This is a genomic window from Micromonospora sp. CA-240977 (assembly GCF_050942285.1).
In the GTDB taxonomy this organism is placed as follows: Bacteria; Actinomycetota; Actinomycetes; order Mycobacteriales; family Micromonosporaceae; genus Micromonospora.
The window spans coordinates 5,995,535-6,014,174 of the sequence record NZ_CP192055.1; the positions used below are offsets into that span (position 1 = coordinate 5,995,535).

Sequence of the window (18,640 nt, forward strand, 5' to 3'; positions counted from 1 at the left end):
GAAGCGGAGGTCGCCGGCCTCTCAGACCAGCTGCGCACCGGTCACTGTCGGGCCCACCAGGGATGTCGCGGCGCACCCGCACCGCCACCGCTCGTGCCAGCCCGGCGCTTCGCGGGCCTCCCGGGTGCCGAGCCGCCCGAAGGTAGCCGCGGCGGTCTCCCACACCCGGTGCGCCGACTCGACGTCACCCAACGCGGCGTACGCCGCGCCGAGGTCGCGCAGGGTACGTGCCGCGCCGAGATCGTGGTGCAGCTCGACCCAGCCGTCATGGGCCAGCCGGAGGGCCTCCAGGGCAGCCTCCGGCCGCCCAGCCGCCAGGTGCAGCTCACCGACGGTTCGCTGGACCAGCGCCGTGCCGAACCGGTCATTCAGTCGGCGGCACGTCGCCAGGCTGCGCTCCAACGGTGCCAGTGCCCGACCCACGTCGCCCTGCCGGAACCACACCTTCGCCAGCGCCTGCTCGGTGTAGCAGGCGAGCAGCTCGTCACCGCTCGCCACGATCAGCTCGTGGGCCTGGACGCACCAGCGCTGCGCGTCGTCCAGCTCACCCCGGGCCCGGTGCACGAGGCCGATCCCCCGGGCGGCGATGGCCTCGCCGCGGACGTGACCGAGCGCCCGGTAGGCGTCCATGGCTCGGCCGATGAGGCGCACCGCCTCACCGTCGTCGCCCAGCTCGCGCAGGCAGTGCCCGATCCCGTAGGTGGCGTGCGCGGCCGCGTTGTCGCCGCCGATCCGGTTCAGCACGTCGGCCGCCGCGGTCAACAACGGGACGGCCTCCCGGTGCCGGCCGACCTCGCGCAGCACGGCGCCGAGCCCGCTGCGCGCCGCCGCCGACCCGTGCTCGTGACCGGCCGCCTCGAACAGCTCGATGGCGCTCCGGAAATTCTCCTCGGCCTCGACGAACCGGTCCTCCTTGTAGCGCAGCAGCGCGATGCCACAGGCGATCACCGCCTCGCCGACGGCGTTCCCGGCGGCCCGGGCCGCCGCGGACGCCGCCGCGTGGGTACGCCCCCAGCCGACAAAGTCGTTGCGGACCGCGAAGGACGCGTAGACCAACGCGTCCGCCAGCGCGCACGCCGCCACGTCCATACCCAGCTCCGCGGCCCGCTCCACAGCGACGATCAGTGTCGACGCCTCGACCTCCAGCCAGCCGGGCAGCTGGTGGTCCGCCGGGAGCGGAACCGTCGGCACGTCCACCGGCTGCGGCCGCTGCCGGTAGAGCGGCGGAACGGCGTACGGCTGCCGTTGGTTGAGCCGTTCCCCCAGGTCGGTGGCCGTTGCCAGGACCCGGGCCACAGCGGCGCGCAGGGCGCCGTCGGCGTCCTCCTCGACGGCGCGTTCCCAGGCGAACAGTCGGACCAGGTCGTGTATGTGGTAGCGGAGCAGCCGGTGCGTCGGGTCGGGCAGCGCGGTCACCAGCCGGGCGTCGGCGAGTTGCTCCAACAGCTCTTCGGCATCGTCCACCGAGCCGCCGATGAGCGCCGCCACCAGCCACTCCGCGAAGCTCGGCACCCCGAGGAAGCCGAGCAGCCGGAACGCCCGTCGGGCCGCAGGGTCGAGCGCCTGGTAGCCGACGCCGACGCTGACCCGCACGGCCAACCCGTCCGCGGCCATCTCGTCGAGCCGACCACGTTCGTCCCGCATCCGCTCGGCCAGGCGGCCGATCCGGCGGTGCGGTCGCGCCGCGATCCGCGCGCCGACGATCCGAAGGGCGAGGGGCAGCCCCGCGCACATCTCGACAAGCGCGTCGGTCGCCTCCGGCTCCGCCGCCACCCGGTCCGGCCCGATGATGCGATCCAACAGGTGGATCGAGTCGGCCTGGTCCAGCAGCGGCACGTCGATGTGTTCGGCGCCGGCAACGGTGGTCAGCCGGGCCCGGCTGGACACGATCAGGGCGCTGCCGGGGCCGCCGGGCACCAGGGGCCGGACCTCCTCGGCGCTGACCGCCGAGTCGAGCACGATGAGGAAGCGCCGCCCGCTCAGCATGGACCGGTACTGCCCGAGCTTGTCCGGCAGCGTGGGCAGCTGGTGGATGTTGGTGGCGCCGAGGGCCCGCAGCACCCGGTCGACCGCCTCCCCCGGGTCCCGGCCGCGACCACTGAGGGTGACGAAGATCTGACCATCCGGGTACGCGTGCCGCAGCAGATACGCCAGTCGGATGCTGAGTGCCGTCTTCCCGACCCCACCCGGGCCGGAGAGGATCAGCACGGGCGCGGCGGTGCCCTCGGCACGCCGGCCGTCGGGTTGCAACACGCTCAGCGCGCGGGCGATCTCCGACTCGCAGCCGACATGGTCGGGCAGGTCGGCCGGGAGTTGGCAGCCGGGCCCCCCGCCGGTGGGCTGCGGTGGCTCCGGTTCGGTCTCGACCGGCGTCGGCACGACGGCTGGCGGCTGCGCCGGGCCCGGCGTCGGGGCCGCGGTGGCCAGCGCCGCCGGTGGCCGCACCGTGCCGCGCAGGATCTCCCGGTGCAGGTCCTGGAGGTCCGCGCCCGGGTCGATCCCCAGGTCGTCGGCGAGCCGGGCGCGGGTCCGGGCGTACAGCTCGAGCGCCTCGGCTCGACGTCCGTTGAAGTAGAGGGCCCGCATCAGGCTCAGCGCCAGCGGCTCGATGAGCGGGCTTCGGTCCATGGCCAGGGTGAGCCGCTCGGTGACCGGGCCGGGGCGACCATGGCTGATCTCGCTGTCGGCCCAGTCGAGCAGGACCCGGGTGAGCTGCTGACGCAGCCCCTCCCGGACCCGGGACGCCCAGTCGCCGGGCAGACCGTCGAGGGGCTCCCCGCGCCACAGGTCGATCGCCGCACGGAGCAGGGCCGGCCGGTCCGGATGCTCGGCGGGCAGGCCCTGGGCCTGCTCGGCGAGGCGGCGCAGCCGGTACAGGTCCACCCGGTCCGGGTCGGCGGCGAGCAGATAGCCGGTCTGACTGCGACCCACGGTGATCGGCACCGTCTCGGCGGACCGAGCGGTGGCCAGGATCCGCCGGATGCGGGTGAGGTAGGTGTACAGCACGCCGCGTGCGTCGGCGGGCGGCGTCTCGTCCCAGACCCGGTCGACAAGGGCCTCGATCGGCACGCTTCGACCCGCGTCGACGGCGAGAGCGGCGAACACCAGTCGCTGCTTCGGCGGACCCAGCTCCACCGGTCGCCCGTCGACCACAACCTGCAGGTCACCCAATATACGTAGTTCCACGGCTTCGCCCCCGCGCCCGTAGTGCCTACACGGCCCGGAAGCGGGCCGCCCAAGCTGTCAAGAATCCGTTCAGATTCGCTACCGGATCCGGCTGCGAGGGTCTCCCCAGCCAGCCACCGCCGAACAGCACTAGACACCACTCAGCGGTGCCACGGCTCTCGTGTCCTCATCCGAAGGGAAGGTTGCCGGCCGACAACCGCACAGCAGGACCACCTGGGACCGACCACTGCGGACGGAACCCACGGTGACGCCTGCGTCGCGGATCTTAACCGGCGGTATCAGTTCCAGCCAAGGGTCTCGATGCATTCCGGCTGGTCGTCAGCACCCGGCACTCATCCACCCGAAGGGAAGAGTTGGGCAGTCACGCTTCCGCCTCCGAGATCGAGGGCCCGATCAGTCGCCACGAGGTGCTGTCCCGCGTCCAGGACTGGGTGCGGCGCGGCATCACGTACACGCAGACCGGCCCGTGGGTCAGCGACCTGGACGGGGACGGGACGTACCGGCGCGACTGCTCCGGCCTGGTGTCGATGGCCTGGCACCTGAACACCAGCTACGTCACCGGCGACTTCGAGGGGGCCAACTCCCGCTGGTGCACGCTGGGCAGCAGGGACGACTGGCAGCCCGGCGACGCCATGGTGCGCCCGGGGCACATGGAGCTGTTCGCGTTCTGGGCGGACCGGAACGACCACGGCAAGGGCGCGTACGTCTATTCGTTCAACAGGGATGGCGAAACCGTCCGGAACCCGTACGCGAGGAGCAATCTTGGCGAACTGGGCTTCAACACCGCGGGTGACCTGTCGAGTTTCAAGCCGATCCGGCGCACCGGCCTGGTCGCCTACCCGTCGGCTCCGCCAACGCCGACGGACGCCTCCAGGTCTTCGTCGTCGGCGGCAACGGCGCGCTCTACAGCACGCGGCGGACCACCGCCGGCGGCCCCTGGTCGGCCTGGACCAACCTCGGCTGAAGGCGGCGCCGTCGCGGGAGCACCGGCCGCGCCGGCGACCCCGCCCCGCACCGACCGGCTCGCCGGTTCCGCCCCGCCAGCCGGGCCCGCCCGGGGACCATGACCAGATGCGCAGGGTACGGGCCGGAGCCGCCCACGTGCCGCACTGGCTGGCCAGCCGGATGGGGCTACGCGGACTGGCCCCGCAGGCCGACGAGGCCGGCCACCGGCACGCCACCTGGCTGGAGCTCTTCCTCGACCTGATCTTCGTGTACGCGCTGGCGGCGGTGGTGGCCCGGCTGGGCAACGAGCCGAGCCCGTCACCGAGCGCCGTGCTGGCCGTGATCGGGCTCTTCGTGGTGATCCAGTGGGCCTGGCTGGGGCAGGTCTACTACGACACCCGGTTCGACCCGGACGACGCGCTGCACCGCCTGCTGGTGCTCGTCGCGTTGGTCGGCGCGGGCGCGATGACGCTCGGGGTCGACGAGGTGCCGGAGAGCGTGCTGCTGCCCATCGGGTACCTGATCGTGCGGGGTGTGCTGCTCCTGCTGTACCTGCGCGCCCGTCCCACCAGCCCGATGGCCCGGATGGTGACGACGGTCTACCTGATCGGCTTCGGGTCGGGCTGGCTGCTCTGGCTGGTGTCGCTGACCGTGCCCAGCCAGCTGCGCCCGGTGCTGTGGGTGGTCGCGATGATCATCGAGTTGGCCACCCCCTGGGTCGGGGTGCGCTGGCTCAACCGCTGGCCGGTGGACAACCGGCACCTGCCGGAACGGATCGGCCAGTTCACCATCATCGTGCTGGGCAGCGCGCTGGCCAGCCTGCTCTTCGCCGTGCCGGACCATCCCCCGCCACACATGATCCTCACCGCCGCGTTGGCCTTCCTGATCCCGGCGGCCGTCTGGTGGGTCTACACCACGTTCGTCACCACCCGCCTGCTCCAGCGTCGGCTGCGCGGCGGGCAGGCGTACAGCTACCTGCACATTCCGCTCGGCGGTGCGCTGCTGCTGCTCGGTTGGGCGCTCGGCCAGGTGGTCCGGCTGGTCGACGACAACGCCAACCACCTGCCGCTGGAGCTGCGGCTGCTGCTCGGCGCATCGATGGTGATCTGGACGCTCTGTGGTCTTGCCCTGTACTGGCTCTGGACCCGGCCGAGCGCGGCCCGGTTGGCGATCGCCGTGTACGGGGTGGTCTCGGTCTCGCTGATCACCACGACGGTGCACCAACCAAGGCTGATGCTGTCGCTGCTCGCCCTGGCGGTCGTCGGGTATGCCGTCCTGGTCAGCCGGCGACTGGCCCGGGCCGGCCAGGCGAACCAGACGCCCGAGGGCTGACCGGCGCTCAGGCGGCGGCGGCCTCCTCGGCTGCCACCTGGCTGTTCCAGTCGGCCTTGGTGGAGCGCCAGCCCTCGTCGTCCATGCCGCGCCGCCAGTAGCCGGAGATGGAGAGCCGGTCGAGGGGTATCCCCCGCTCGCCGCGCAGCAGCCGGCGCAGGTCCCGGACGAAGGCCGCCTCCCCGTGCACGAACGCGTGCACCTGACCGGCCGGGAACTCCAACGCCCGTACCGCCGCGACCAGCGCCGCGCCCACCGGGCGGTCGCCCCGGTGCACCCAGGTCAGCTCGACCGCGCCGGGGCTGAGCAGCTTCTGCTCGTCCGCCGGGTCGGCGATTTCCACGAAGACGTGCGCCGGCGCGCCAAGCGGCAGCCGCTCACACGCGGCGGCGATCGCCGGCAGGGCGCTCTCGTCGCCGACCAGCAGGTGCCAGTCCGCGTCCGGGCTCGGCGCGTACGCCCCGCCGGGGCCGACGAAGTGCACCGGGTCACCCGGACGCAGCGCGGCGGCCCACGGGCCGGCCAACCCCTCGTCGCCGTGGTGTACCACGTCCACTGTCAGCTCCTCGGCCAGCGGGTCCCACCGCCGCACGGTGTACGCGCGCAGCCGGGGCCACTGCTCCCGGGGCAGGTCCCGGCGGATCGCGGCGAGGTCCAACGGGTGCGGGTACGCGACGCCGGGGTGCGGGAACACCAGCTTGATGTAGTGGTCGGTGAACTCCCCCACCGGCAGGCCGGCCAGCTCGTCCCCACCGAGGACGAGCCGGATCAGGTGCGGGGTGGGCCGCTCGGTGCGCAGCACGTGGACCGAGGTGACGTTCCTGGGGCGCTCCGTCATACCAGTTAGGCTAGCCTAAGCTGGCTGGTGGTCGGTCGCCGGTGCGCCGCCGCCGGCCAGGCGGGTGTGCCAGGTCACCGCCGCCGGGTCGGTGAGCGAGGCGACCTGGTCGATCACCACCCGCAGTCGGGCGGTGTCGTCCGGGGCCGCCCGCCACAGCGGGGCGAAGATCGGATCGAGCCCGTCCGGCGCGCGCCGGAGCAGCGCGGCCACCAACTCGGCGAGCATCGTCCGCTGCCGTTCGTAGCGGCCCCGAAAACCGGAACGACGCATCACGTACCGCAGGGCGATGCCCTTGAGCAGCGCGCACTGGGCCCGGACCAACCTCGGCACCACCAGGTCGGCGTCGTAGCGGCGGTGCGGGCCGGGACCGGAGCGCTCCTCGGTGGCGGCCACCGCCGCCGACACGAACCGACCGGTCAGACCACTGGTGGTGGCCTTCAGCGCGACCTGGGCGCGGTGGCTGCCGTCGTACCCGGCGAGCGGGGCGAGCAGCGGATCGGCCAGCAGGTCCACAAGCACCTCGGCCAGGTCGGCCGCGGACTCGCCGGAGTAGGCGGCGGCCACGTCCGCGCAGAGCGCGGCCCGCTCGTCCGCGTCCGCGAGCAGTGGGCCCAGCGTGACGTACCCGCCGTGGATGCCGTCCTCCACGTCGTGCACCGAGTACGCGACGTCGTCGGCCCAGTCCATCACCTGCGCCTCCAGGCAGCGCCGGTCGCCGGGCGCACCGGCCCGGATCCAGCCGAAGACCGGCGCGTCGTCGGCGTACACCCCGAACTTGCGCTGCCCCGGGCGGCGCGGCCAGGGGTACTTGCCGATCGCGTCGAGCGAGGCGCGGGTCAGGTTGAGGCCTGCGGGCGACCCGTCCGGGGCGAGCACCTTCGCCTCCAGCCGGGTCAGCACCCGCAACGTCTGCGCGTTGCCCTCGAAGCCACCGCAGGGCGTGGCCAGCAGGTCCAGCGCGGCCTCGCCGTTGTGCCCGAACGGCGGGTGCCCGAGGTCGTGGGCGAGCCCGGCGACGTCGACCACGTCCGGGTCGCAGCCCAACCGGGCGCCCATCTCCCGGGCGATCTGCGCCACCTCCAGCGAGTGCGTCAGCCGCGTCCGCAGGAAGTCGTCCGTCCCGGCGGTGTGCACCTGGGTCTTTGTGGCAAGCCGCCGGAACGCCGCCGAGTGCAGCACCCGGGCCCGGTCGCGCTCGTACGGTGACCGGCGGTGCCCGGTGTCCTTGGGCGCCTCCCGCACCAACCGCGCGTCCGCCGCGCCCGGCTCACTGCTCACGCAGCCGCCGCTGTTCGCGACTGCGGGGCTCGCAAAACCGGCTCACTCCTCGCGCTCACGGAGGACGCAGAACTCGTTGCCCTCCGGGTCGGCCAACACCGTCCACTCGACGTCACCCTGGCCGATGTCGACGTGCCGGGCGCCCATGTCGACGAGCCGCTCGACCTCGGCCTCCTGGTTGGCGGGGCGCAGGTCGAGGTGCAGCCGGTTCTTGCGTTCCTTGCCCTCGGTCACCGGACCGAAGAAGAGGGCGGGGGTCCGATCGGCGGACTGGCGGATCTCCACGCCGCCCGGCTTCTCGGTGACGATCTGATAGCCGAGCGCCTCGGCCCACCAGCGGGCCAGTCGGGCCGGATCACGGGCATCGACGGTGAGGCTCTCCCAGACGCTGGTCATTCAGTCACCTTTCCCGTTCGACGGCGTACGCAATCAGCCGTTTGCGAGCGAGCCAAGGTTACGCCCGTCCCGGCTGGCCGATGCGCCCCCGACGCGTCGATGAATCGTCCACAACCGCCGATCGGCCCGGAGTTGTGGACCGATCGCCCTGGGTTACGGGCTCGCGGGAGGAGGTGGCCACCGGTAGCGTTCCCAGCGCGGAACGTGACGAGCCGACCGATACGCAGATCCCGACCGGTAAGGGAGCAGCTCGTGGACGCAGACACGGTGGTGGGTACGGAGCTACGCGGACTGCGTCGGCGCCGACCCGAGGTCGCCGGGACGGTGCTGGCCGGCACCGACGGGTTGCTCATCTCCAGCGACCTGCCCAGCACCGACGCCACCCATCTCGCCGCGCTGGCCGCCGCCAGTTTCGGGCTCGGTCACCGGGTCGCCGACACGGTCCGGCGGGGTGAGTTCCGGGAGTCGGTGGTCTGCACGACCGCCGGCTGCGTGGTGACCTACCCGGCGGGGCGTACCGCCCTGCTGACCCTGGTCACCGTGTCGGCGGCGGATGATCTGGAGGCGCTGCACGAGGAGGCTCGGGCGGTGGCCCGGCGGACCGGTTCGGTGTTGGACACGCGCGTCGGCGGTGCCGGCGCCACAGCGGTTCCGGACGGGCACGCGCCGCTCGCCGTGCGTACCCCGATGGCGACCCTGCCCACGCAGTTGCGCCGCTCGGCGCGGCCGACCTGGCGACGCCCGCCGATCTGATCGTCGGCGCCGGCGGCGGGCCGGTCCCCCGGTCCGCCGCCGGCCCGCGTCAACGGCTGTCCGAGCCGCCGGTCTCCACGACCGCCCGGCCGGCCTCCAGCCGGGCCACCGGCACCCGGAACGGCGAGCAGGACACGTAGTCCAAGCCGACCTCGTGGAAGAAGTGCACCGAGTCCGGGTCTCCGCCGTGCTCGCCGCAGATCCCGAGCTTCAACCCGGGGCGGGCGGCCCGCCCCTCCTCGGCGGCGATCCGCACCAGCCGGCCGACGCCGTCGCGGTCGATCGACTCGAACGGCGAGATGCCGAAGATGCCCAGCTCCAGGTAGCGCCAGAAGAACGCGCCCTCGACGTCGTCGCGGGAGAAGCCCCAGCCCATCTGGGTCAGGTCGTTGGTGCCGAAGGAGAAGAACTGCGCCGCCTCGGCGATCTGCCCGGCGGTCAGCGCCGCCCGGGGCACCTCGATCATCGTGCCGATCAGCACCTCGACCCCGCTGTCCCCGACCACCTCGGCGATGATCTTCTCGGCCTCGGCGCGGACCGTCTCCAACTCCTGCACGGCCCCGACCAGCGGCACCATGATCTCCGGTTTCGCCACACCCCCGCCACGGGCACAGCTGACGGCCGCCTCGGCGATGGCCCGGACCTGCATCGCGAACAAGCCGGGGATGACCAGGCCGAGGCGGACACCGCGCAGCCCGAGCATCGGGTTCTCCTCGTGCATCCGCCGGACGGCGGCGAGCAGCGCCTCCTCCTTGGCCACGTCCTCGCCGCGTTCCTGGGCGACCGCCACGTTGACGGCGAGCTGCTCCAACGGCGGCAGGAACTCGTGCAGCGGCGGGTCGATCAGCCGGACGGTGACCGGCAGCCCGTCCATCTCGCGGAAGATCTCCACGAAGTCGGCGCGCTGCAACGGCAGCAGCGCGTTCAGCGCCGCCTCCCGCTCGTCTGCGGCGCGGGCCAGGATCAGCCGCTCGACCAGCTCCCGCCGGTCGCCGAGGAACATGTGCTCGGTGCGGCACAGCCCGATGCCCTCCGCGCCGAAGCGCCGGGCCCGGGCCGCGTCCGCGCCGGTGTCGGCGTTCGTGCGGACCGCCAGCCGCCGCCTGCCGTCGGCGTGCGTCATGATCCGGTGTACGGCCCGGACCAGCGCATTGTCGATGTGCTCGGGGTCGAGGCTGCCCTCGAAGTACTGCACCACCTCGGACGGCATGACCGGCACCTCGCCGAGGTAGACCTTGCCGGTGGTGCCGTCGATGGAGACCACGTCGCCCTCGCCGACGGTCTGCCCGGCCACCGTGAACCGCTTCGCCGGCACGTTCACGTCGATCTCGTCGGCGCCGGAGACGCAGGTCTTGCCCATGCCCCGGGCCACCACGGCGGCGTGACTGGTCTTGCCGCCGCGCGAGGTGAGGATGCCCTTCGCGGCGATCATGCCGTTCAGGTCGTCCGGGTTGGTTTCCCGGCGGACCAGGATCACCGACTTCCCCTCGGCGGCCAGCTCGACGGCCCGCGCGGACGTGAAGACCACGGTGCCGGACGCCGCGCCGGGCGAGGCGCCGATGCCCGTGGCGACCGGCTGGAACTCGTGGTCGAGTTGGAAACGGGGGAACATCAGCTGGGCCAGCTGCGCGCCGTTGACCCGGTGCAGCGCCTCGTCCAGGTCGATCAGGCCCTCGTCGACGAGTTGCCCGGCGATGACGAACGCGGCGGCGGCGGTGCGCTTGCCGACCCGGGTCTGCAACATCCACAGCTTGCCGCGTTCGATTGTGAACTCGATGTCGCAGAGGTCTTTGTAGTGCTCCTCCAACCGGGCCATGATGCCGAGCAGCTCGTCGTAGGAGGTCCGGTCGAGCTGCGCCAACTCCTGGAGGGGCACCGTGTTGCGGATGCCGGCCACCACGTCCTCGCCCTGGGCGTTGGCCAGGTAGTCGCCGTAGATGCCCTGCGCGCCACTTGCCGGGTCACGGGTGAACGCGACACCGGTGCCGGAATCCGGGCCGAGGTTGCCGAAGACCATTGTCACCACGTTGACCGCGGTGCCGAGGTCGGCCGGGATGCGCTCCTGGCGGCGGTAGAGCACCGCGCGCTCGGCGTTCCACGACTCGAAGACCGCCCGGATGGCGAGGTCGAGCTGTTCGCGCGGCTGCTGCGGGAACTCCCGACCGGTGTGCTTCACAAAGATCTTCTTGTACGCGTCGACAAGCCCGCGCAGGTCGTCCGCGTCCAGGTCGAGGTCGTTGTGCGTACCCTTGGCGCTCTTGGCCTGGTCGAGCGCGTGCTCGAACTCCTCGCCCGGCACCTCGCAGACCGTCTTGCCGAACATCTGGATGAGACGGCGGTAGGAGTCCCAGGCGAACCTGTCGTTGCCGCCGGCCTGCGCGGAGAGCCCGACCACGCTCTGGTCGTTGAGGCCGACGTTGAGGACGGTCTCCATCATGCCGGGCATGGAGAACTTGGCGCCGGAGCGGACGGAGACCAGCAGCGGGTCCTGCGGGTCGCCGAGGCGTTTGCCCATCGCGCGCTCCAGCGATTCCAGGTGCTCCTCGATCTGACCGGCGAGCCCGTCCGGCTCCCGTCCCGTCGCGAGGTACGCCTGGCACGCCTCGGTGGTGATGGTGAAGCCGGGGGGAACGGGCAGGCCGAGGTTGGTCATCTCGGCGAGGTTCGCCCCCTTGCCGCCGAGCAGGTCCTTGAGGTCCTTGTTGCCTTCGGAGAAGTCGTAGACGTACTTGTGGTCGACGGTTTCTTGCGTTGCCACCAAAGCCTCCACACACGCGCCGGATGGACACTTAACGAAGGTTCAGTTTTTTTCTACCCCGGGACGGACCGCCGGTAATCCCGGGGTCGACGCCGATCGGTGGGCGAAGGTTAAGCGAACATCGGGTGACCTGGGACCGTTCGGTGACAATTGGCACAGCCATCACGACTATCCGTGTTCGTACCGGTTTTTGGGAACGCTTCCACGCGCACCATCACGCATCCCGGCCGGTCCTCGTATTGTTGACGGCACTGCTTCTGCCGAAGCTCACTTTTGCCATATCCGACGCGAACAACCCCTCCGGAGCCGTCGTCGTGTCCTCCCTTCCGCTCTCCTCCCCCGCCCCCGAGCCGACCTCGACGGCCACCCCCGCCGAGCCGGCCGCGCTGCCCGCGCACCAGCCGGCGGCCGGCGACCTGGCCGTACTCGCCGCGCGGGCGGCCGGCGACGACCTGCTCGCCCCGCCGGTACGCCTCGACAACGTCGTACCGGCACCGGAACGGGTCGAAGCGGACCCCAGCGCGTCCTTCGTGGTCACCGGGGACACCGCCATCCGGGTCACCGCCCACCCGGGCGCCCGCGCGGTGGCCGAGCACCTCGCCGAGCTGCTCCGACCGGCAACCGGCTTTCCCCTGCCCGTCGCCGACACACCCGACGTCGAGCCGACCGGCACGCTGATGCTCACCCTGGCCACCACGCCCGCCAACCCGACCGCCACACCGCACCGGAGCATTGGCCTCGGGGCGGAGGGCTACCGGCTCGACGTGACCGGCGCGGAGGTACGCGTCATCGCCGAGACCACGACCGGCCTCTTCTACGGCGTACAGACGCTCCGGCAGCTCCTCCCCGCCGCCGTGGAGAGCCAGACGCCGGTGGTCGCCCACTGGGCGCTGCCGGGCGGCACGATCCTGGACCGTCCCCGCTTCCCGTACCGGGGCGCGATGCTCGACGTGGCGCGACACTTCTTCGCCGTCGAGGACGTCCTGCGGGTGATCGACCACCTGGCCCGCTACAAGCTCAACCACCTGCACCTGCACCTCACCGACGACCAGGGTTGGCGCATCGCCGTCGACTCCTGGCCGAAGTTGACAGCCGTGGGCGGTGCGACCGAGGTCGGCGGCGGCCCCGGTGGGCACTACACCAAGGCCGACTACCAGCGGATCGTCTCCCACGCGGCCGCCCGACACGTCACGCTGGTCCCGGAGATCGACCTACCCGGCCACACCAACGCGGCGCTGGTCGCGTACCCGGAGCTGGCACCGGACAAGCTCGCGCCGCCGCCGTACACCGGCACCGAGGTCGGCTTCAGCTACGTCGACCCGGCCGACGAGCGGACGTACGACTTCATCGCCGACGTGCTCGGCGAGGTCGCCGCCCTCACCCCGGGGCCCTGGCTGCACATCGGCGGTGACGAGGCGTTCAAGGTCAAGGGTGCGGTCTACACCGGGTTCGTGGAGAGGGCCCAGCGGATCGTCGCCGACACCGGCAAGACCGTGGTGGGCTGGCACCAGCTCGCCCCGGCGGCGCACACCGACGGGCGGGTCCTGCAATGGTGGGGTACGGACGCGAAGGACCCCGCCACTGCCGACGCCGTCCAGCGGGGCGCCCGGCTGATCCTCTCCCCCGGCAACCACGCCTACCTGGACATGAAGTACGCCGAGGACACCCCGATCGGGCACGACTGGGCCGGTCTGATCGACGTGCGCCGGGCGTACGACTGGGATCCGGGCACCCACGTCGCGGGCGTGCCCAGCACTGCCGTTCTCGGCGTGGAGGCCCCGCTGTGGACCGAATCGGTCACCTCGCTCACCGACATCGAGTACCTGCTGCTCCCCCGACTGCCCGCCATCGCCGAGCTGGGCTGGTCGCCCCGGGCCGCACACGACTGGGCCGGGTTCCGCGAGCGCCTGGCCGGGCACGGCCCGCGCTGGTCCACCGCCGGGATCACCTTCCACCGCGCTGACGAGATCCCCTGGCCGGCGGCTCCCACGATTCCCCGGCAACACACCGCACCCGACAACGACACGACATCCCACTGAGCGCCCAACGGGGCCGCCAGCGTCGTTCCGGTGGTACGGCCCACCGCTGACTGCCCGCTCGACCCCGTGCGCGCGCGTGGCGTCGCATCATCGTCCCGTGCGCGCGCGTTTGGCGTCGCATGATCGTGCTGGATCCTGGTTGTAGTGGCCTCATCCACTCGCGGAGGGGCCTATTTCCTGGATCGAGCGCGATCTTCGGGCGCATGTCGTCCCGGGGTGCGCCAGCGGCGGTGTCTGGTATCGCCGTCCGGGTCCCGGTGCCTGCAATTTCAGGGATACTGCTGCCTCGCGGCGGGCTGAGGCGGCACTATCCCTGATGTTGCGCGGATCTTGGCTTGGGTGCGAGGTGGGTTGCTGGGGTGTGGTGTCCGGTTCACGGTTCGGGTTGTGGGGTGGGTGTCTGGTTTGTCGGGGGTGTGCCGTGGTCGGGGCCACCCGGGTGGCGGAATGGTGGGTGGGGCGGGGTCGTTATACCTGGCATGCCGCCGCGACCTCGGGTCGTGGTGCGCGGCAGCCCCCGGGAAACACCCGCCAGCCGACCACGGTCACATCCCCGTGGCCGTCGGCCCCCAGGGGAACACCCGCCGGGTCGCCACGGTTACATCTCCGTGGCCGTCGGCCCGCGGGGAACGCCCGCCGGGTCGCCACGGTTGCGCCCCCGGGCCCCGACATTGCGGGGCCGCCCCCCGGATCAGCGCGGCGGAATGCGATGCCGCCCCGGGTCGTTACACCCCCTGGCTGAGACACCCGATGCCGGCCCCATGTGTGGGCTGCCGGGTGAGACGCCCTTCGCGCTTTCCCCGCACGCACACGTCCCCCGGTTGTGTGGTGTGGGTTTCCCCCGACATGCAGAGGAGCACGCCATCATGCGTACCGATCTGATTCGTAAGACCGCTCTGACCGCTGCTGGTCTCGCGTTCACCGGTGGTGCCATCGCCGGTCCGGTCACCGCCGCGTACGCCGCGTCGGAGGCCAAGCCCGCCACCCAGACCCAGACCGACCGCAAGCCCTCCGGTGAGCGTCAGCTCGGTGTGCGCTACGAGGCCCAGCCGAACTTCTACTACTGCGGTCCCGCCGCGACCCGCAACGCCCTGAGCGTGCAGGGTAAGAACATCAACGTCGACGACATGGCCAAGGAGATGGGCACCACCGAGGCCGGCACCAACTCGATCAACGACATCACCCCGGTACTGAACAAGGAAACCGGCAAGAACGCCTACCACAGCGTCGAGATCAGCAACCCCAACGCCGACGACAAGCAGACCGACACACTGCGCGCCGACATCGTCCGCACCGTCGACGACGGCCGGGCCGTGGTCGCGAACATCGCCGGCACCAGCACCGACACCGACGGCAACACCCACTCCTACGAGGGCGGGCACTACATCAGCGTCGTCGGCTACCGCGACAACGGCACCACCGTCACCATCGCCGACTCCGCCGACCCCAACACCGCCTCCTACCAGATCAGCATCGAACACCTCGCCGACTGGATCGCCACCCGCGGCTACGCCACCAGCTGACCCGCACCACGGCAGCACCGCAACACCGACAAGGGCCGGACCCCACCACGGGGACCGGCCCTTTCGGCATGTCCACGAGGCAGGCGCGAAGCGCGCCTCCCCTCCCGAGGAGCGGCCCGGCCCAGTGAATCTTGGACAGTTTCCGTTAGCCGCTAACGGAAACTGTCCAAGATCTGTTCGTTCAGCCAGGACGATCGAGCCGCCCCGCGACGGCGCGGTCGAAGAGACGGCGCGGTTCGAAGACAGGTAAGGAAGCTATCCCTTGGCCGCCCCGAGCCACACCAGCACTGGCATCGGCAACCCAACCGGCCGCTCTCGACGGCGCTGCTCGACGGGGCCGACGCGCACCAGGGCGCGTACAGCCGGTTGCGGGTCAGCCGCCGGAGTCGTCCATCTCGGCGCCCTCGGGGACGACGTCGTCGTCCCGGCTGGCCAGCCAACCATCCGGCAGGAAGACCTTGCCCGGCGAGTTGGTGCGTCCACGGGGCTGACCCAGGGCGGTCAGCGGGAACGGCTCGGTCGGGTCGAGCTTGCCGAGCAGGTCGTCGAGCTGGGCCCGGCTTTCGATCATCGCCAGCGAGCGGCGCAGCTCGCCGCCGACCGGGAAGCCCTTCAGGTACCAGGCGACGTGCTTGCGGAAATCGGCGCAGCCGTCCCGCTCGCCCCGGGTTGGGTTGCGGGCGGCGGCCACGAACTGGTCGACAAGCAGTTCGGCGTGCCGTCGCATGGTCACCGCCACCTCGCCGAGGGTGGGCAGTCGCCGCTCCGACCGGCCGTTGAAGGCGGCTTCCAGGTCGGCGAAGAGCCATGGGCGACCCAGGCAGCCACGCCCGACGACCACGCCGTCGACCCCGGTGTGCGCGACCATCCGCAGCGCGTCGTCGGCCTCCCAGATGTCGCCGTTGCCGAGCACCGGCGCGTCGAGGGCCTGCTTCAGGGTGGCGATCGCGTCCCAGTCGGCGGTGCCCGAGTAGCGCTGCGCCGCCGTCCGCCCGTGCAGGGCCACCGCGGCCACGCCGGCCTCCTGGGCGGCGAGCCCGGCTTCGACGTACGTCAGGTGGTCGTCGTCGATGCCCTTGCGCATCTTGACAGTGACCGGCACCCCGGCCGGCGACGCGGCATCCACCGCGGCCCGCACCAGCCGGGCGAAGAGCCGGCGTCGCCACGGCAGCGCCGCGCCGCCACCACGCCGGGTGACCTTGGGTACGGGGCAGCCGAAGTTGAGGTCGATGTGGTCGGCCAGGTCGCGTTCCACGACGATCCGGACGGCGGCGGCGGTGATGTCCGGATCGGTGCCGTAGAGCTGGAGGCTGCGGGGCTTCTCGTCGTCGCCGAACGCGATCATGTGCAGCGTCTTCGGGTTCCGCTCGACGAGCGCCCGGGTGGTGATCATCTCGCAGACGTAGATGCCGCCGCCCTGCTCCCGGCAGAGCCGGCGGAAGCCGACGTTGGTGATCCCGGCCATCGGCGCGAGCACCACCGGCGGCCACACCTGGTGCGGCCCGAGAGTCAACGGGCGCAGCGCGGGCAGGGTCGAGGCAGGCACCGGACAAGTGTACGGGGCCCCGACCGACGCTCGTCGCGTCGGCCGAGGCCCCGTGCGCAGCGTCTCAGCAGCCGGGGAGGCGCTCGATCAGGTAGCGCTCGACCTGGTCCAGGGAGACCCGCTCCTGGGCCATGGTGTCCCGGTTGCGGACCGTCACGGCGTTGTCGTCAAGCGTGTCGAAGTCGACGGTCACGCAGAACGGGGTGCCGATCTCGTCCTGCCGGCGGTAGCGGCGGCCGATCGCCTGCGAGTCGTCGAACTCCACCACCCAGCGCTTGCGCAGCAACGTGGCGAGGTCCTTCGCCTTGGGCGACAGCGCCTCGTTGCGCGACAGCGGCAGCACCGCCACCTTGACCGGCGCCAACCGCGGGTCGAACCGCATCACCGTGCGCTTGTCCACGCCGCCCTTGGTGTTCGGCGCCTCGTCCTCGTCGTACGCCTCCAGCAGGAAGGCGAGCACCGCGCGGGTCAGACCGGCGGCCGGCTCGATGACGTACGGCATCCAGCGCTCACTCTTGGTCTGGTCGAAGTACGACAGGTCGACGCCGGAGTGCTTGCTGTGCGTGGAGAGGTCGAAGTCGGTGCGGTTGGCGACACCCTCCAGCTCGGCGAACTCGGTGCCGCCGAACTGGAAGCGGTACTCGATGTCCACCGTCCGCTTCGAGTAGTGCGACAGCTTCTCCTTGGGGTGCTCGTACAGGCGCAGGTTGTCCGCCGACAGGCCGAGGTCGAGATACCAGTTCCAGCGCTCCTGGAGCCAGTACTCGTGCCACTGCTCGTCGGTGCCCGGCTCGACGAAGAACTCCATCTCCATCTGCTCGAACTCGCGGGTCCGGAAGATGAAGTTGCCCGGGGTGATCTCGTTGCGGAACGACTTGCCGGTCTGGGCGATGCCGAACGGCGGCTTCTTCCGGGCGACCGTCTCGACGTTCTTGTAGTTGACGAAGATGCCCTGCGCGGTCTCCGGGCGCAGGTAGTGCAGCCCCTCGTCGCTCTCCACCGGGCCCAGGTAGGTCTTCATCAGGCCGTTGAACATCTTCGGCTCGGTGAAGGTGCCCTTGTTGCCGCAGTTGGGGCAGTTCAGCTCGGCGAGTGAGGTGAGCGGCTTGCCGTGCTTCTCGGCGTACGCCTCCTCCAGGTGGTCCGCCCGGAACCGCTTGTGGCAGAACTGGCACTCGGTGAGCGGGTCGACGAACTCGGCGATGTGGCCGGACGCCTCCCACACCTTGCGGGCCAGGATCACGGCGGAGTCGAGGCCGACCACGTCGTCACGCTGCTGGACCATGGTCTTCCACCACTGCCGGCGGACGTTCTCCTTGAGCTCCACGCCGAGCGGGCCGTAGTCCCACGCCGATCGGGTGCCTCCGTAGATCTCACTGGAGGGGAAGACGAAGCCTCGACGCTTGGCGAGGCTGACGACGGCGTCGATACGGTCGGCTGGCATGTTTCCTCCTACGCCGGCTGGCGGTCGGCGGGGGCGAGATGTGGATGGAGCGGTCGGTTCGGGACAACGGTACGACCACCGTTGCCCTGAGCCCAGCAGAATACCGGGGGCGGGTCAGCTGACCCCGCAGACCTCCACGCCGCCGGTCTGACCGTCCCGGCCGAGGCTCACCTGCTGCTGCTCCCGGTCGCCGCCGTCGAGGGTCACGTCGACCGGCACTGTCAGGTTGACGCTGTCCACCTCACCCACCCGAAAGGTCGCCACCTGGGGCTCGGCTGCCGCGCGTCGTTCGAACTCGGGCCGCGACTCGCGCCGCTGCGCGTCGTCGCAGAGCTGCTCGTACGCCCTCCCGTAGTTCCGCTCGACAAGCGCCTGGTAGTAGTCGCCGGTCACGGTGCGGGCCTGTTCCCGGATCGCCTGCACGCCGGTGACAGCCAGGCCGATGACGGCGCTGCCGCCCCCGCCACAGCAGAGCACCACGGCGAGCGCGCCGATGCCGAGGCCGATCCAGAGCCGGGTCCGACGGCCCTCGGTGGGCGGCGCGGCGAACGGCGGAGCCACCCCGGGACCGGGCGGCGGGGCGGGTGCGGTCATAGGAG

Annotated in this window: 13 protein-coding genes; 5 read left to right on the top strand and 8 right to left on the bottom strand. The window is 71.6% G+C overall.

Annotation, left to right across the window (positions count from 1 at the left end):
- Window positions 1-21: 21 nt before the first annotated feature.
- Window positions 22-3,186: an AfsR/SARP family transcriptional regulator gene (locus ACQPWW_RS27070; protein WP_433126424.1), complete on the bottom strand. Its 3,165-nt coding sequence runs from the start codon at window positions 3,184-3,186 to the stop codon at window positions 22-24.
- 353 nt (window positions 3,187-3,539) lie between these two features.
- Here ACQPWW_RS27070 and ACQPWW_RS27075 point away from each other — a divergent pair, with 353 nt between their 5' ends.
- Entirely contained in the window at window positions 3,540-4,253 is a 714-nt protein-coding gene (locus tag ACQPWW_RS27075; RefSeq protein WP_433126426.1) for a hypothetical protein, read from the top strand.
- 4 nt (window positions 4,254-4,257) lie between these two features.
- The gene (locus tag ACQPWW_RS27080; RefSeq protein WP_433126427.1) at window positions 4,258-5,463 is read left to right on the top strand and encodes a low temperature requirement protein A; all 1,206 of its coding nucleotides are present in this window, start codon (window positions 4,258-4,260) and stop codon (window positions 5,461-5,463) included.
- A gap of 7 nt (window positions 5,464-5,470) precedes the next feature.
- Here ACQPWW_RS27080 and ACQPWW_RS27085 read toward each other — a convergent pair whose 3' ends face one another.
- The 3 genes from ACQPWW_RS27085 to ACQPWW_RS27095 are packed head-to-tail and all read right to left on the bottom strand — an operon-like array spanning window position 5,471 to window position 7,978.
- Window positions 5,471-6,301 (bottom strand): siderophore-interacting protein, encoded by an 831-nt coding sequence (locus ACQPWW_RS27085; protein WP_433126429.1) that lies wholly within the window; start codon window positions 6,299-6,301, stop codon window positions 5,471-5,473.
- A 15-nt stretch (window positions 6,302-6,316) separates the two neighbouring features.
- Window positions 6,317-7,582: a deoxyguanosinetriphosphate triphosphohydrolase gene (locus ACQPWW_RS27090; protein ID WP_433126430.1), complete on the bottom strand. Its 1,266-nt coding sequence runs from the start codon at window positions 7,580-7,582 to the stop codon at window positions 6,317-6,319.
- Between the two features lie 42 nt (window positions 7,583-7,624).
- Window positions 7,625-7,978 (bottom strand): VOC family protein, encoded by a 354-nt coding sequence (locus tag ACQPWW_RS27095; RefSeq protein ID WP_433126432.1) that lies wholly within the window; start codon window positions 7,976-7,978, stop codon window positions 7,625-7,627.
- 252 nt (window positions 7,979-8,230) lie between these two features.
- Between ACQPWW_RS27095 and ACQPWW_RS27100 the strand changes: the two genes are divergently transcribed.
- The gene (locus ACQPWW_RS27100) at window positions 8,231-8,731 is read left to right on the top strand and encodes a roadblock/LC7 domain-containing protein (RefSeq protein WP_433126433.1); all 501 of its coding nucleotides are present in this window, start codon (window positions 8,231-8,233) and stop codon (window positions 8,729-8,731) included.
- Between the two features lie 49 nt (window positions 8,732-8,780).
- On the opposite strand, the gene ppdK is transcribed toward ACQPWW_RS27100, so the two are convergent.
- Window positions 8,781-11,489, bottom strand: a complete 2,709-nt coding sequence (gene ppdK / locus ACQPWW_RS27105; RefSeq protein WP_433126435.1) for a pyruvate, phosphate dikinase — start codon at window positions 11,487-11,489, stop codon at window positions 8,781-8,783.
- A 314-nt stretch (window positions 11,490-11,803) separates the two neighbouring features.
- Between ppdK and ACQPWW_RS27110 the strand changes: the two genes are divergently transcribed.
- Window positions 11,804-13,528 carry a beta-N-acetylhexosaminidase gene (locus ACQPWW_RS27110; protein WP_433126437.1) on the top strand — a complete coding sequence of 575 codons (1,725 nt, stop codon included), beginning with the start codon at window positions 11,804-11,806 and terminating at the stop codon, window positions 13,526-13,528.
- Between the two features lie 866 nt (window positions 13,529-14,394).
- Window positions 14,395-15,051: a C39 family peptidase gene (locus ACQPWW_RS27115; RefSeq protein WP_433125743.1), complete on the top strand. Its 657-nt coding sequence runs from the start codon at window positions 14,395-14,397 to the stop codon at window positions 15,049-15,051.
- Window positions 15,052-15,424: 373 nt separating this feature from the next.
- Here ACQPWW_RS27115 and dusB read toward each other — a convergent pair whose 3' ends face one another.
- From dusB to ACQPWW_RS27130, 3 genes are all read right to left on the bottom strand, one after another.
- Complete coding sequence (dusB, locus tag ACQPWW_RS27120) at window positions 15,425-16,516, bottom strand: tRNA dihydrouridine synthase DusB (RefSeq protein ID WP_433134593.1); 1,092 nt, start codon at window positions 16,514-16,516, stop codon at window positions 15,425-15,427.
- A gap of 145 nt (window positions 16,517-16,661) precedes the next feature.
- Window positions 16,662-18,041 (bottom strand): glycine--tRNA ligase, encoded by a 1,380-nt coding sequence (locus tag ACQPWW_RS27125; RefSeq protein ID WP_357410652.1) that lies wholly within the window; start codon window positions 18,039-18,041, stop codon window positions 16,662-16,664.
- 114 nt (window positions 18,042-18,155) lie between these two features.
- A complete protein-coding gene (locus tag ACQPWW_RS27130) occupies window positions 18,156-18,635 on the bottom strand; it encodes a hypothetical protein (RefSeq protein ID WP_355030819.1) in 480 nt (159 codons plus the stop codon).
- Window positions 18,636-18,640 lie beyond the last annotated feature (5 nt).

Bases quoted from the DNA above. Each gene is read 5' to 3' on its own strand.
- ACQPWW_RS27130 (WP_355030819.1), bottom strand. From the start codon at position 18,635: ATGACCGCACCCGCCCCGCCGCCCGGTCCCGGGGTGGCTCCGCCGTTC.
- ACQPWW_RS27125 (WP_357410652.1), bottom strand. From the start codon at position 18,041: ATGCCAGCCGACCGTATCGACGCCGTCGTCAGCCTCGCCAAGCGTCGA.
- dusB (WP_433134593.1), bottom strand. From the start codon at position 16,516: ATGGCCGGGATCACCAACGTCGGCTTCCGCCGGCTCTGCCGGGAGCAG.
- ACQPWW_RS27085 (WP_433126429.1), bottom strand. From the start codon at position 6,301: ATGACGGAGCGCCCCAGGAACGTCACCTCGGTCCACGTGCTGCGCACC.
- ACQPWW_RS27080 (WP_433126427.1), top strand. From the start codon at position 4,258: ATGCGCAGGGTACGGGCCGGAGCCGCCCACGTGCCGCACTGGCTGGCC.
- ACQPWW_RS27095 (WP_433126432.1), bottom strand. From the start codon at position 7,978: ATGACCAGCGTCTGGGAGAGCCTCACCGTCGATGCCCGTGATCCGGCC.
- ACQPWW_RS27115 (WP_433125743.1), top strand. From the start codon at position 14,395: ATGCGTACCGATCTGATTCGTAAGACCGCTCTGACCGCTGCTGGTCTC.